This window comes from Streptococcus sp. Marseille-P6264 (assembly GCF_902460355.1).
GTDB lineage: Bacteria > Bacillota > Bacilli > Lactobacillales > Streptococcaceae > Streptococcus.
Genome location: NZ_CABPTO010000001.1, coordinates 625,070 through 639,834, shown reverse-complemented (window position 1 = coordinate 639,834; position 14,765 = coordinate 625,070). Strand labels below are relative to the sequence as shown.

The 14,765-nt window shown below is 44.8% G+C and carries 13 protein-coding genes; 12 read left to right on the top strand and 1 reads right to left on the bottom strand.

Annotated features, from left to right (window positions below; all coding sequences use genetic code 11):
• Positions 1-91: 91 nt before the first annotated feature.
• Together FZ941_RS03230 and FZ941_RS03225 are read left to right on the top strand one after the other, a co-directional pair.
• Complete coding sequence (locus tag FZ941_RS03230) at positions 92-949, top strand: VOC family protein (RefSeq protein WP_148886825.1); 858 nt, start codon at positions 92-94, stop codon at positions 947-949.
• A gap of 35 nt (positions 950-984) precedes the next feature.
• Entirely contained in the window at positions 985-1,491 is a 507-nt protein-coding gene (locus FZ941_RS03225) for a methylated-DNA--[protein]-cysteine S-methyltransferase (protein WP_148886824.1), read from the top strand.
• Between the two features lie 51 nt (positions 1,492-1,542).
• Here the strand turns inward: FZ941_RS03225 and FZ941_RS03220 are convergent, their stop codons facing one another.
• Positions 1,543-2,625 (bottom strand): Xaa-Pro peptidase family protein, encoded by a 1,083-nt coding sequence (locus FZ941_RS03220; RefSeq protein WP_148886823.1) that lies wholly within the window; start codon positions 2,623-2,625, stop codon positions 1,543-1,545.
• Positions 2,626-2,887: 262 nt separating this feature from the next.
• On the opposite strand from FZ941_RS03220, the gene yycF reads away from it, so the two are divergent.
• The 10 genes from yycF to upp all read left to right on the top strand — a co-directional run bounded on the left by yycF (position 2,888) and on the right by upp (position 14,667).
• Complete coding sequence (yycF, locus tag FZ941_RS03210) at positions 2,888-3,589, top strand: response regulator YycF (RefSeq protein WP_005589489.1); 702 nt, start codon at positions 2,888-2,890, stop codon at positions 3,587-3,589.
• Positions 3,582-4,946 carry a cell wall metabolism sensor histidine kinase VicK gene (vicK, locus tag FZ941_RS03205; protein ID WP_148886821.1) on the top strand — a complete coding sequence of 455 codons (1,365 nt, stop codon included), beginning with the start codon at positions 3,582-3,584 and terminating at the stop codon, positions 4,944-4,946. The genes yycF and vicK overlap by 8 nt, the downstream gene beginning before the upstream one ends.
• Positions 4,939-5,739: an MBL fold metallo-hydrolase gene (locus FZ941_RS03200; RefSeq protein ID WP_148886820.1), complete on the top strand. Its 801-nt coding sequence runs from the start codon at positions 4,939-4,941 to the stop codon at positions 5,737-5,739. Before vicK ends, FZ941_RS03200 begins: the two co-directional genes overlap by 8 nt.
• Before the next feature lie 311 nt (positions 5,740-6,050).
• A complete protein-coding gene (locus tag FZ941_RS03190) occupies positions 6,051-6,407 on the top strand; it encodes a YbaN family protein (protein ID WP_148886819.1) in 357 nt (118 codons plus the stop codon).
• 148 nt (positions 6,408-6,555) lie between these two features.
• Positions 6,556-7,245: a ribonuclease III gene (rnc, locus tag FZ941_RS03185; protein WP_148886818.1), complete on the top strand. Its 690-nt coding sequence runs from the start codon at positions 6,556-6,558 to the stop codon at positions 7,243-7,245.
• Entirely contained in the window at positions 7,245-10,781 is a 3,537-nt protein-coding gene (gene smc, locus FZ941_RS03180) for a chromosome segregation protein SMC (RefSeq protein ID WP_148886817.1), read from the top strand. Before rnc ends, smc begins: the two co-directional genes overlap by 1 nt.
• Position 10,782: 1 nt before the next feature.
• A complete protein-coding gene (locus tag FZ941_RS03175) occupies positions 10,783-11,577 on the top strand; it encodes a Cof-type HAD-IIB family hydrolase (RefSeq protein WP_148886816.1) in 795 nt (264 codons plus the stop codon).
• Positions 11,577-12,395 (top strand): Cof-type HAD-IIB family hydrolase, encoded by an 819-nt coding sequence (locus FZ941_RS03170; protein WP_148886815.1) that lies wholly within the window; start codon positions 11,577-11,579, stop codon positions 12,393-12,395. Before FZ941_RS03175 ends, FZ941_RS03170 begins: the two co-directional genes overlap by 1 nt.
• A 3-nt stretch (positions 12,396-12,398) precedes the next feature.
• Positions 12,399-13,892, top strand: a complete 1,494-nt coding sequence (ftsY, locus tag FZ941_RS03165; RefSeq protein WP_148886814.1) for a signal recognition particle-docking protein FtsY — start codon at positions 12,399-12,401, stop codon at positions 13,890-13,892.
• A 145-nt stretch (positions 13,893-14,037) separates the two neighbouring features.
• A complete protein-coding gene (upp, locus tag FZ941_RS03155; RefSeq protein WP_015605186.1) occupies positions 14,038-14,667 on the top strand; it encodes a uracil phosphoribosyltransferase in 630 nt (209 codons plus the stop codon).
• Positions 14,668-14,765: the final 98 nt, after the last annotated feature.

Sequence of the window (14,765 nt, the reverse complement as noted above, 5' to 3'; positions counted from 1 at the left end):
ATCAAGGAACCTATCTCTGTTTTGGAAAAATAAAAAGAAAGATGGAGCAGGAGCACTGCTGAAATTTAAAATTTAAGAGAGGAGAAAGTACATGACTTTTGAATATCAAAGCAAGATTTATCTAGGAGAGGTGGCACTTTATGTGGCTGACCTAGCAAGACAAAGGGATTTTTACCAGCACGTTTTAGGCCTGGAACTTTTGGAAGAGCAGGACGGACAGGTGGCTTTGGGTCGGGACGGACAAGTGTTGGTGCGGCTCTTAGCAACCAGTGACCGACAGCCCGTCAAGTCGGCTTACGGTCTTTATCATCTGGCACTGTTGCTTCCCAGCCGTCAAGCTTTAGCAGATATCCTGAAGCATTTATCAGAAAATAAAGTTCCTATGGTTGGAGGGGCGGACCACGGTTATAGTGAAGCCATTTATCTGGAGGATCCAGAAGGCAATGGCATTGAGCTTTATCGGGACAAACCTCGGGCTGATTGGGATATTCGAGAAGATGGCCGCATTATCGGAGTGACGGAAGCGCTCGCGGCTCAAGAAATCTATGAACTAGGTCAGGGAATCCAGCCGTTTAGTATTGCGGAAGGCACTCGTATGGGCCATGTCCATCTGTCTGTGAAAAATAGCAGAGCAGCCAGTCATTTTTACCAAAAACTTCTAGACTTGGAGGATAAATTTTCTGTACCTTCTGCAAGCTGGCTGGCATCAGGAAACTACCATCATCATTTAGCTGTTAATGAATGGGGTGGTTCTCACTTGAATCATCGCCAATCTAAGCAACTAGGACTAGCCTATTTTGAGGCGCAAGTAGAAGGAGAAGAAGACCTAGTAGCTATTTATGAAAATGCTCTGGACTTGCATGCACCAGTCCGGTGGATTAGCTCCCAGGAGCTAGAAGTCACAGACCCAGATGGGATTGTGGCTAAAGTTAAGACAAGAGTGGTATAATAAGACATATCAAGAAGTAAAAAGAAAGAAAAAATATGTACAAGAATTATTATACATCGCCGATTGGCCGGATTCTTATCTTGACGGACGCAAATGCCTTGTTGGGGCTTTGGCTGGAGAATCAGAAATATTTTGGGGCAGGCTATGATTTGGAGCAAGCACAGGAGGAAGAGACAGAAGTCAGCCGACGCGTCTCTGCTTGGCTGGATGCTTATTTTAAGGGAGAAAATCCCGCGACAGATGAGATTCCATTGGCACCCCAAGTGACTGAGTTTAGAAGCAAGGTTCTGACAGTATTGCAGAAGGTTCCCTATGGGCAAACGGCTACTTATTCAGATATTCTACGAGAATTACAAGCTGAGTACGGTAAGATTGGCTCGGCTAGAGCAGTTGGTGGCGCCATTGGTCATAATCCCATTTCCCTTTTGATTCCCTGTCATCGGATTGTTGGAAGCGACGGCAAACTAACCGGCTATGCTGGTGGCCTTGATAAAAAAGCCTTTCTGTTGAAACTAGAGGCGGGGGAGAAGACAACAGGATAAATAAAACTATTGATAAGCTAAAAAAGCACCAATTGGTGCTTTTCTAGTTTCTTAATCAAAATACAGCAAGTCTTTGCTGGTTTCGGTGAAGAGTTCAAAACCATTCTTGGTGACATAGCCGCAGTCCTCGATGCGGACACCTACCTTGCCAGGGATGTAAATACCAGGCTCGACAGAGAAGCACATGCCTTCTTCGATGACCATGTCGTTGCCCTCCATGATAGATGGAAATTCGTGAACATCCATGCCAATACCGTGTCCAAGGCGGTGGTTAAAGTATTCGCCATAACCAGCTTTTTCGATAACCTCACGGGCGGCGCGGTCTACTTCATGAGCTGTGACGCCTGGTTTGATAAAATCAAGTGCAGCTTGTTGGGCTTCCAGAGTCAGATAGTAGATATCCTTTTTGAACTGATCTGGCTGGCCGACAGCGACAGTCCGTGTCATATCACTGGCATAGCCATTGACCATGCAGCCCAAGTCAAAGAGGAGGAGGGCGTTGTTTTCAATTTTATTGGCACCGGGAATGCCGTGCGGATTGGCTGCGTTATTGCCTGTCAGAACCATGGTTTCAAAGCTCATTTCATAGCCTTCTCGCTTGATGGCAAAGTCGATTTGAGCGATGATGTCTGTTTCAGTATTTTCTAGTGAAATATTGTCGAAACCGATATTGACAGCCTTGTCAGCATATTGACCGGCTACTAGCATTTTCTGGATTTCATCGGCTGACTTGATCAAGCGCAAGCGGTTAATGTAAGGGGTCAGATTGACAAATTCAGCCCCATTAAAAACAGTACGCAGGCCGTGATACTTAGTTAAAATCAGATTATCAAACTCGACCGCTACTTGTTTGAAGGATTGAGATGGTAGAGAAGCCTTGATCTTTTCCCAAGGATTTTCAGAATCGACATAGCCTATAACTTGAAAGTCTACGGTAGAAGAAGCACGCTCAACTTCTAGTGCTGGTACGAAAAGGAGTGGCTCATGGTCAGTGTAGACGAATAGGAACATTTGGCGTTCATGTGGATCGCTGTAAAAGCCTGTTAGGTAATGAATGGTTACAGGATCAGAGATTACAGCTACATCCTGCTTTTCATTTTCAAGATAAGTGATGATTTGATTGATTGTTGTCATAGTTCAACCTTCTTTCTATGCCTCTATTTTTGCAGAAAAAGTGAAAAAAATCAAGGATTTTAGTGAGGATTCCTCATCCTTGACTGAGATTTTTGGGAGAAAGAGAGTTGAGTTGAAATTTCTATAAGAATGTTGGAATATAGTGTGCGAAAATAGTATTTTTTAAGGAAAATTTGATATAATAGTGCTTATGGAGCGGTAGGACAGATACAAAAACAATAGATGTCTAAGCTTAAAAATTGTATAGATATGAAGGTAAAAAATGAAAAAAATATTAGTTGTAGATGACGAGAAGCCAATCTCGGACATTATAAAGTTTAACATGGCTAAGGAAGGCTATGAAGTGCTGACAGCCTTTGATGGTAAGGAAGCTCTAGAAATGTTTGAAGCAGAGCAGCCGGATATTTTGATTTTGGATTTGATGTTGCCAGAAGTGGACGGACTAGATGTTGCTCGGACCATCCGCAAGACCAGCAATGTGCCAATCATTGTGCTTTCGGCCAAAGATAGCGAATTTGATAAGGTAATCGGTCTGGAAATCGGTGCCGATGACTATGTGACCAAGCCCTTTTCAAATCGTGAATTGCTGGCTCGGGTCAAGGCCTTGCTGCGCCGTTCTGAACTGATACCAGATAGCCATGTGGACGAGAGCAGTCCAAAGGAACTTTTTATTGGGGATTTGCAGATTCTTCCAGATGCTTTTGTGGTGAAAAAACACGGGAAAGAATTGGAATTAACCCATCGTGAATTTGAACTTCTGCACCATTTGGCGACTCATGTTGGTCAGGTCATGACGCGTGAGCACTTGCTGGAAACCGTCTGGGGCTATGATTACTTTGGAGATGTGCGGACAGTCGATGTGACCATTCGCCGTCTGCGCGAAAAAATCGAAGATACTCCAAGCCGTCCGGAGTATATCCTGACTCGCCGCGGTGTCGGTTATTACATAAGAAATAATGATTGAAACGCTAAAAGAATTTGTGCTTTCTCCTGACTTTGTCTTTTCACTGATTGTTGTCGGCTTTATCATCGTTGTGGCTCTTTTACTTCTGGAAAATCGACGAGATACTCAAAAGCTAGTGCAGTTAAACCAAAAGATCAAGGGATTGATCGCAGGAGATTATTCAGAAGTTTTAGATATGCAGGGCAGTCCTGAAATCACGGACATGACCAATTCTATCAATGATCTTTCTGAAGTCATTCGCCTGACGCATGAAAATTTGGAGCAAGAAACCAAGCGTCTATCCAGTATCCTGTCTTATATGACGGATGGCGTACTTGCGACCAATCGTCGAGGACAGATTATTACCATCAATGACATGGCAACCAAGCAATTGGGTGTCAAACGTGATGATGTCCTTAATACCAGTATTTTAGATTTACTGGATATTGCTGATGAGTACGATCTACGCGAATTGATCACCAAGGTTCCAGAATTGACCATTGATTCTCAAGATGAAAATGGTGAATATGTAAGCCTGCGGGTTCGATTTGCCTTGATCAGACGGGAGTCAGGTTTTATATCCGGGTTGGTAGCAGTGCTGCATGATACAACGGAGCAGGACAAGGAAGAACGGGAGCGTCGGCTTTTCGTTTCCAATGTTAGCCATGAATTGCGGACGCCTCTAACCAGTGTAAAATCCTATCTGGAAGCCTTGGATGATGGTGCTCTGTCAGAGCCTGTTGCACCAGACTTTGTCAAGGTCTCGCTGACCGAGACCAACCGGATGATGCGGATGGTGACGGACTTGCTTAGCTTGTCGCGGATTGATAATAATACCAGCCATCTGGACGTTGAGCTGACTAATTTTACGGCCTTTATCACCTATATCCTCAACCGTTTTGATAAGATAAAAAATCAGGATGAGACCAAAAAATATGAGATTATCAGGGATTATTCAATTACGCCGATTTGGGTAGAGATTGACACGGATAAGATGACCCAGGTGATTGATAATATCATGAACAATGCCATCAAGTATTCACCTGACGGTGGGACGATTACAGTTTCTGTGAGAACAACAGATGTTCAGTTGATTCTCTCGATTTCGGATGAAGGTTTGGGTATTCCCAAGCAGGATCTGCCAAAGATTTTTGATCGTTTCTATCGGGTGGATAAGGCCCGCAGTCGAGCCCAGGGAGGAACGGGCTTGGGTCTGGCTATCGCGAAAGAGATTATCAAGCAGCATCATGGCTTTATCTGGGCTAAGAGTGAGTATGGCAAAGGCTCTACCTTTACCATTGTCCTTCCATATGATAACGATGCTGTCCGTGTAGATGACTGGGAAAATGAAGAGAATGTAGAAAGTGAACATGACTAAGGGATTTCAATATAGTATTCTAGCATCAGGCTCGAGTGGTAATTGCTTTTATCTGGAAACAGACCAGAAACGACTGCTCGTCGATGCTGGTTTATCAGGGAAAAAAATTACGAGCCTTTTGAGTGAAATTGACCGCAAGCCAGAAGATTTAGATGCTATTTTGGTCACCCATGAGCACAAGGATCACATCCATGGTGTGGGGGTTTTGGCGCGTAAATACAATCTAGATATTTATGCCAACGAAGCAACCTGGCGAGCGATGGAAAAGGACTTGGGCAAGCTGGATGCCAGTCAGAAGCATATCTTTAAAATGGGTAAGATGAAGACTTTTGGCGATTTGGATGTCGAAAGTTTTGGAGTGAGCCACGATGCAGCTGCTCCCCAGTTTTATCGCTTTATGAAGGATGGTAAGAGCTTTGTCATGCTGACGGATACGGGCTATGTCAGTGACCGTATGGCCGGAGTCATTGAGAATGCGGATGCTTATTTGATTGAGAGCAACCATGATATCGAGATTCTCCGGAGTGGTGCTTATCCATGGAGTCTGAAACAGCGCATCCTGTCTGACTTGGGACATTTATCCAATGAAGATGGTGCGGAAACCATGATTCGCACACTTGGCAATCGCACCAAGCGTATCTATCTGGGGCATCTGAGCAAGGAAAATAATATCAAGGAATTGGCTCATATGACCATGGTCAATCAACTGGCTCAAGCTGACTTGCCAGTGGGTCATGATTTTCAGGTCTTTGATACTTCTCCTGATACAGCGACGCCTTTGGTAAATATCTAATCATCAGTCGCTCAGAAAGAGGCTGGGATAAAAGTCCTAGCCTCTCAATTGTCTTTGGATTGTCGAGCAAGACGCAATGGTTGAGTGGGGTCTACTACGCTGATTTCATCAGCTTTTACAGCCCTACTCAACTGTGCGGAGGTGGGACGACGAAATCGAATTCTAACGAATTACCGATTTCTGTCCCACTCTCTTTTTAGGATTGACAAGGATTGCTTTTTATGGGAAACTAGTTTTATATTTTTTAGCTTGTTTTTTATACTAGAAAGGAAGCTAAAGAATGACCATGAAAACGTACGTGAGGAAACCAAATGCGCCTGATTTATTTTGTGATCGCCTGTCTATCTTTGTCTTTAGGAGTGCTGGGGATTTTTCTACCCCTTCTTCCTACGACCCCATTTTTGCTTTTATCTATTGCTTGCTTTTCACGCAGCTCCAAGCGGATTGAGAATTGGCTTTATCACACCAAGATGTATCAAATCTATGTCGCAGATTTTCGGGAGACTGGTTCGATTGCCAAAGAGCGTAAGAAAAAGATTATCGTGTCCATCTATATCTTGATGGGAATTTCCATTACTGTCGCGCCCATTATTTGGGTGAAAATTTTCTTGTTCGCCCTGACAATCTTTATTACTTATTACCTTTTCAAGGTCATACCAGATAAATAATAGGCTGGGAATTACGCTAAGAAGACAAGTAAACAAGTGCGTTAGCACTTGTTTTTTGGTATAATGGTAGATAGTTCACAAAGAACATCATTTTAGAAAGGATGGATGGAACTCATGCTCTGCCTTGGCCTAGCATGAAAAAGAAACTATGAAACATTTAAAAGATGCACTGCTGGAGCAGTTTGGGCTGGTGTTTGAAGACAGTAGTCTGCTAGAGACCGCTTTTACTCATACCAGCTATGCAAATGAGCACCGCCTCTTAAAAATTTCACACAATGAACGCCTGGAATTTTTAGGAGACGCTGTTCTGCAGCTGATTATTTCTGAGTATTTATATAAAAAATATCCCCAAAAACCAGAAGGAGATTTATCAAAACTACGCTCCATGATTGTTCGGGAGGAGAGTTTGGCTGGCTTTGCACGGGACTGTCAGTTTGATCAGTTTATCAAGCTGGGTCGCGGTGAGGAGAAGTCAGGAGGCCGCAATCGCGATACCATTCTGGGTGACTTATTTGAGGCCTTTTTGGGTGCCCTCCTTTTGGATAAGGATGTGGAGACTGTCAAGGACTTTATTTATCAAGTCATGATTCCCAAGGTGGAAGCGGGTGACTTTGAGCAGGTGACAGACTATAAGACCAAGTTGCAGGAACTCCTGCAGGTTAATGGCGATGTTGAGATTGTCTATCAGGTTACAGATGAGACGGGACCAGCCCATGCTAAGAACTTTGCTGTGGCTGTGTTGATCAATGGTCAGAAAGCGGGTCAGGGACAAGGTCGTTCTAAGAAACTGGCTGAGCAGGAAGCTGCCAAGGATGCATTTGAAAAGGAAAGTCACTAATGTTTTTAAAGGAAATTGAAATTCAGGGCTTCAAGTCATTTGCAGATAAGACTAAGGTTGTTTTTGACCAAGGGGTGACTGCAGTTGTTGGTCCCAATGGCTCTGGCAAGTCCAACATTACGGAGAGCCTGCGCTGGGCTCTGGGTGAGTCGAGCGTCAAGAGTCTGCGGGGGGGCAAGATGCCCGATGTCATCTTTGCAGGGACGGAGAACCGCAAGCCCCTCAACTATGCTTCGGTCGTTGTGGTTTTGGATAATCAGGACCAGTTTATCAAGCAGGCAGGCAAGGAAATCCGTGTCGAGCGCCATATCTATCGCAGTGGCGATAGCGAGTACAAGATTGACGGTAAAAAGGTTCGGCTGCGGGATGTCCATGACCTTTTCATGGATACAGGGCTAGGACGAGATTCCTTCTCCATCATTTCCCAAGGGAAGGTAGAGGAAATCTTTAACAGCAAGCCAGAGGAGCGTCGGGCTATTTTTGAAGAAGCGGCCGGAGTGCTCAAATATAAGACCCGTCGCAAGGAAACAGAAAGCAAGCTAGCGCAGACTCAAGACAATCTGGATCGATTGGAAGACATTATCTACGAGCTGGATAGTCAAGTCCAGCCACTGGAGAAGCAGGCTGAGACAGCCAAGCGCTTTTTAGAACTGGATCATGAGCGTCAGGAACTCTATTTAGATGTCTTGGTGGCTCAGATTAAGGCGAATAAAACTGATTTGACGGCGGCAGAAGCTGATTTGGAAGCGATCAAGCAGGAGCTGGCGGCCTATTATACGAAACGGGATGAACTGGAACGTGAAAACCAAGAGATTAAGGTTAAACGTCAGGAAGTGAATCAAAAACTGTCTGACGATCAGGCCAGTCTTTTGGAACTGACTCGTTTAATCAGTGATTTGGAGCGCCAGATAGACCTAGCCAAGTTGGAATCGAGTCAGGCAGCTAGCAGCCGTTTGGAAAATGAAGAACGCTTGGCTGGACTGAGAGAAAAAAGCCAGCAGTTGACCGCTGATATTTCCTCCAAGGAAGCTCATCTAGCTGATTTAGCAGTCCAGTTGACAGAAAATCAAGAAGCCATGAGCCAGTTGGAAGCAGAGTTGGCGGACCTTTCAGATGACCCAGATCAGCTGATTGAAAATCTGCGGGATCGTTACGTCAAGCTCATGCAAGAAGAAGCGGACTTGTCCAACGACTTGACCTCGCTAGAAAATCGTCTGGAGAATGAGCGTAGCCAAGCTGCCAGCAAACAGGCAGAGTTTAGCAAACTGCAGGCTGATTTAAAGGCTGGTAGGGCAGAAGAAGCGGCTCGACAGGCAGAATTAGAAGAAGCTCAGACTGCCCTCAGAGCCTTGCTAGATCAGTATCAGAAGCAGCAGGGGCAGGTCGAGAAGTTGGCGACTGCTTATCAAAAGGAGCAAACCAGCATGTTTGCCCTGCTGGATGATTTGAAAAATAAAAAAGCCCGTGCAGCCAGTTTAGAAGCTATCCTTAAAAATCACAGTAATTTTTATGCAGGTGTAAAAAGCGTTCTGCAGGAGGCTGATCGTCTGGGTGGTATTGTCGGGGCGGTCAGCGAAAAATTGAGCTTCGATCCTCATTACCAGACCGCTTTGGAAATTGCACTGGGGGCAAGCAGCCAGCATATCATCGTTGAGGACGAGGGCGCAGCGACCAGAGCCATTGATTTTCTTAAGAAAAATCGAGCTGGTCGGGCTACTTTCCTACCTCTGACGACTATCAAAGCTCGTCAACTTCCCGACCAAAATCAATCCAGAATTGAGGCCAGTCCGGGCTTCCTCGGTATAGCTTCAGAGCTGGTGACCTACGAGCCAGGTTTGGAGAATATTTTCCAAAATCTGCTGGGAACAACCGCTATTTTTGATACGATTGAACATGCGCGTGCGGCTGCCCGTCAGGTTCGTTACCAAGTCAGAATCGTAACGCTGGACGGCACGGAACTGCGCACAGGCGGTTCTTATGCCGGAGGAGCTAATCGCAATAATAACACAATCTTTATCAAGCCTGAATTGGACAGCCTACTTGGAGAAATAGAGCAGCAGTCTCAGAAGCTGAAAGCTCAGGAACAGCAAGTCGAAAGTTTGCAGTCTCAATTATCAGAGGCCAAACAAGCCTTGGAAGTCATCAAGTCTGAGGGTGAGCAAGCCCGTTTGACGGAGCAAAGAGTCAAGCTGGCCTACGAACAGATTGCAGAGCGGGTTGCGGAACTCAGCCAGTTGGAGCAACTGCAGGAGCAAGATTTGGTTAATCAGACTGAAGCAGCGGGCCTTGCTGAAAAGAAAAAAATGGAAGAGCGCCTGTTGGCTATTGAGGCTGCAAAAACAGCCATTACTGCTGAAATCGAGCAAGTCAAGTCGAATAAAAACGCTGTTCAGGATCGTTTCGATCAGCTATCGGCTAACTTGTCAGAACTGAAATTGAAGAGTACGGAGTTGACTTCCAGCCAGCGCTTTGAGAAGAATGATTTGTCACGTTTGCTAGAGGAGAAGGCTGCACTGGACAAGGAAGTTGCTACTTTGCAGCTTTTGATAGAGCAAAAGGAAGAAGCAGTCAGCCAGAAGGTGGATATTTCCGTCTTGGAAGAGCAGCTTAAGACTGCCCAAGAGAAAAAGACAGACTTGGATCAGAGCCTCATCCGACTCAAATTTGAGCTGGACGACTTAGAGGGGCAGTCTGAGGATATTCTAGGGCATTTAGACCAAGCCCGTCAGCAAAACGAAAGTCTGATTCGCCGTCAGGCCAAGGCAGAAGCTGAAAAAGAGAAATTTTCAGATGCCTTGTGTCGTCTGCTGACCAATCTGACGGATAATTACCAAATCAGCTTTGATGAGGCTGCTCAAAGAGCGCGCTCTTTGGAAAATCTTGCAGCTGCAGAAGCTCAAGTCAAAGACTTAGAAAAGGCTATTCGTGCTTTGGGACCAGTCAATCTGGAAGCAGTAGAACAATTTGAAGAAGTCAGCAACCGACTGAATTTCCTCAATAGTCAGCGGGACGATGTCCTCTCGGCTAAAAATCTTCTCTTGGAAACCATTGAAGAGATGAATGATGAAGTCAAGGAACGTTTCCAAACAACCTTTGAAGCTATTCGAGAAAGCTTCAAGCTGACCTTTAGCCAGATGTTTGGCGGCGGTTCAGCTGACCTCATCTTGACAGAAGGCGACCTGCTGACAGCTGGGGTAGAGATTTCAGTTCAGCCTCCAGGCAAGAAAATCCAATCCCTCAATCTCATGAGCGGTGGAGAAAAAGCCCTATCAGCCTTGGCCCTTCTCTTCTCCATCATCCGCGTCAAGACTATTCCTTTTGTCATCTTGGATGAAGTTGAGGCAGCTCTGGATGAGGCCAATGTTAAGCGATTTGGAGATTATCTCAACCGCTTTGACAAAGAAAGCCAATTTATCGTTGTGACCCACCGCAAGGGAACCATGTCTGCAGCAGACTCTATCTATGGAGTAACCATGCAGGAGTCAGGAGTTTCCAAGATTGTGTCGGTCAAGTTAAAAGATTTAGAAAGTTTATAGTATGAGCATAAAATTAGTAGCAACAGATATGGACGGTACTTTTTTAGATGACAAGGGTCAGTTTGATATGGAGCGGCTCAAGCACCTGCTAGCTCAGTTTAGAGAAAAGGGCATCTACTTTGCTGTTGCCAGTGGTCGAGGGATTCTCTCTCTTGAAAAGCTCTTTCATGAAGTTCGAGATGATATTATCTTTATCGCAGAAAATGGCAGCCTAGTAGAGTTTCAAGGAAAAGATTTATACGAAGCAACCATGCCAAGAGAATTTTATCTAAAGGTATTTGACAAGCTTAAGGAGTCTCCTTTTGTCAATATCAATGAGTTGCTTCTGACAGGGAAAAAAGGCTGTTATGTACTAGAGACAGTAGATCCGACTTATCTCTCTTTCAGCGCTAATTATAATGAAAATATCCAAAAGGTAGCTGATTTCAGTGAAATTACAGACGAGATTTTCAAATTCACGACCAATTTCAGTGAAGAAACAGTGGCCGACGGCGAAGCTTGGGTCAATGAAAATGTTGCTGGTGTCAAGGCGATGACAACAGGCTATAAGTCAATTGATATCGTGCTGGACTATGTGGATAAAGGGGTGGCTCTTGTCGAGCTAGCTAAGAAGCTAGGCCTAGAGATGGATCAGGTCATGGCTTTTGGTGATAACCTCAATGACCTACATATGATGCAGGTGGTGGGGCACCCGATTGCACCAGAAAATGCGCGGCCGGAAATTTTGGAACTTGCTAAGGAAGTGATTGGCCACCATGCGGCCCAATCTGTTATGACTTACATGGAGGGCTTGTAATGGCTGATATTAAATTGATCGCTTTGGACTTGGACGGGACGCTTTTGACTACGGATAAAAAGATTTCTCAAGGGAATCTGGCAGCACTCAAAGAGGCTCAGCAGCAGGGTGTCAAAGTTGTATTGACCACAGGTCGTCCGCTGAAAGCTATGGAATTTTTCCTGCATGAATTGGGCACTGATGGTCAGGCAGATGAATACACCATTACCTTTAATGGAGGTCTGATTCAGCGCAATACTGGCGAAATTTTGGATAAAACAGTTTTTGCCTATGATGATGTGGCTAGAATTTATGAAGAGACTGAGAAATTAGGTCTACCTCTGGATGCGATCGATGGTGGCTTAGTTTATCAGATTCAATCAAATCAAGCATCGCTCTATGCGGAGTTTAATCCAGCTCTGAACTTTGAATCCATTGCTTTTGAGGATCTTTCTAGCCAGATTACCTACAATAAGTGCGTCACAGCCTTTGCTCAGGACCCGCTGGACGCAGCCATTCCTCACATTTCTCCAGAACTTTTTGACCAGTATGAAATTTTCAAATCACGGGAAATGCTGCTGGAATGGTCACCGAAAAATGTCCATAAGGCGACTGGTTTGGAGAAACTGATTGCCCACTTGGGAATTGATAAAAGCCAAGTCATGGCCTGCGGTGACGAAGCCAATGATTTGTCAATGATTGCTTGGGCTGGTCTGGGCGTTGCCATGCAAAATGCCGTGCCAGAAGTCAAGGAAGTCGCAGAAGTTGTCACTCCGATGACCAATGATGAAGATGCAGTTGCTTGGGCAATTCGGAAATATGTATTGAAGGAGGATTAAAGAATGGGATTATTTGACCGTCTTTTTGGACGAAAACAGGAAGAAGAACAGGAAGAAAAGCCCCAGTTAGAGGAGCAGGCAGAGGAGAGTTATCAGACTAAAGAGATTGAAGTTTCATCTGAGACAGACTTCCAGCCCCTTGCTGCTTCTAATGAAGAAACAGCGGAAACTCCAGTAGTAGAATCTATGTCAGAAGAGAAAATAGAGTCCGCAGATTCAGCAACTTCTGAGCAGGAATTTTCTCCGACTATTCAGCAAGCTGACTTATCTGAACCAGTGCTTGAAGACGAGGAAAGTCCTGAACAAGTTTTGGCTGAGGCAGAAGAGCAGTCTGAAACTTCAGCAAATCAAGCACTGGACAGCAGTAGCGAATCAGAATCGGCGACTGAAAGCAGAGATTATTACCAAGAATTGCAGGAGCGTTTGGCTGCAGCGAGAGAGCAAATCAGCCATGAACCAGGGCAAGAAGCAAGCACTTCTTCACAAGTAGACTCGACCGAGTATGGAGGAGAGGCAGAGGAAGAACTAACTCAAGCGGAAACAGCTGAGAGTTCTACTGAATACCAAGAAGAGAGCGTCCAAGACAAGTATGACCGCAGTCTCAAAAAGACGCGGACTGGCTTTGGTGCTCGTCTCAATGCCTTCTTTGCAAATTTCCGCTCGGTTGACGAAGAATTCTTTGAAGACTTGGAAGAATTGCTAATTACCAGTGATGTCGGTGTACAGGTAGCTTCCAATCTGACTGAAGATCTGCGCTATGAAGCTCGTCTGGAAAATGCTAAGAAACCAGACGCCTTGCGCCAGCTAATCATTGAAAAATTGGTCGATATCTATGAGAAAGACGGCCGTTTCAACGAAAAAATCAATCTGCAAAAGGATTTGACCGTCATGCTCTTCGTCGGTGTAAATGGAGTAGGGAAGACGACCTCAATCGGTAAATTGGCCTATAAATACAAGCAAGAAGGTAAAAAAGTTATGCTGGTGGCAGCAGACACCTTCCGGGCTGGAGCCGTTGCCCAGCTGGCTGAATGGGGTCGTCGAGTCGATGTGCCTGTCGTGACTGGTCCAGAAAAGAGCGATCCAGCCAGTGTCGTGTTTGACGGTTTAGAAAGAGCCAAGGCTGAAAATGTTGATATTCTCATGATTGATACAGCTGGTCGCTTGCAAAATAAGGACAATCTCATGGCAGAGCTGGAAAAAATCGGTCGCATTATCAAGAGGGTAGATCCAGCAGCGCCACATGAAACCTTCTTGGCTTTGGATGCCTCTACTGGTCAAAATGCACTGGTTCAAGCCAAGGAATTTTCAAAAATTACGCCTGTGACAGGTATTGTCCTGACAAAGATTGATGGAACTGCGCGTGGTGGTGTTGTTCTGGCCATTCGTCAGGAACTGGATATTCCAGTGAAGCTGATTGGTTTCGGCGAGAAAATTGACGACATCGGCGAATTTAATTCTGAGAACTTTATGAGAGGCCTCTTAGAAGGTTTGGTGTAATAGTCTATCAATAAAGCCTAAATTGAAATCAAACTCTTCTATCAAAAAGAGAACCAAAATTGATGAAAAGGTTTGCTTGTTGCAAGCCTTTTTTCTTCTTTTTTGATATAATAAGAAGAATAAATTGAAAGAAGGAAATCCAATCATGGGAAAACTTGAAGTTATCGCTCATCCGCTCATTCAGCATAAATTGTCTATCTTGCGTCGTACAGATACCTCTACTAAAGCTTTTCGTGAATTGGTAGATGAAATCGCAATGCTAATGGGATACGAAGTTTTGCGCGATTTACCACTTGAAGATGTAGAAATTGAAACACCAATTACGAAAACAGTTCAAAAGCAGATTGCAGGGAAAAAATTGGCTATCGTCCCAATCTTGCGGGCTGGTATCGGCATGGTGGATGGTCTCCTGAGCTTGGTTCCTGCCGCTAAAGTCGGCCACATCGGAATGTACCGTGATGAAGAAACCTTGAAGCCAGTTGAATATTTGGTAAAATTGCCAGAAGACATTGATCAACGTCAAATCTTTGTTGTTGATCCAATGTTGGCTACGGGTGGATCTGCTATTTTGGCTGTAGATTCACTTAAAAAACGTGGCGCAAGCAACATCACCTTTGTCTGCTTGGTGTCTGCTCCAGAAGGTGTCAAAGCCTTGCAGGATGCTCATCCTGATGTAGATATTTTCACTGCTGCCCTTGATGATCATCTTAATGAACACGGCTATATCGTTCCAGGTCTCGGAGATGCTGGCGACCGCCTCTTTGGTACAAAATAATAGCTAGAAGTTGCAAAAAGGAAAGTTCTGCCAATCCCGTGGATTTGTGCTTTCCAAACCAAAGATAATCTCAGCGCTGCTTTCTGTCATCCGACAGA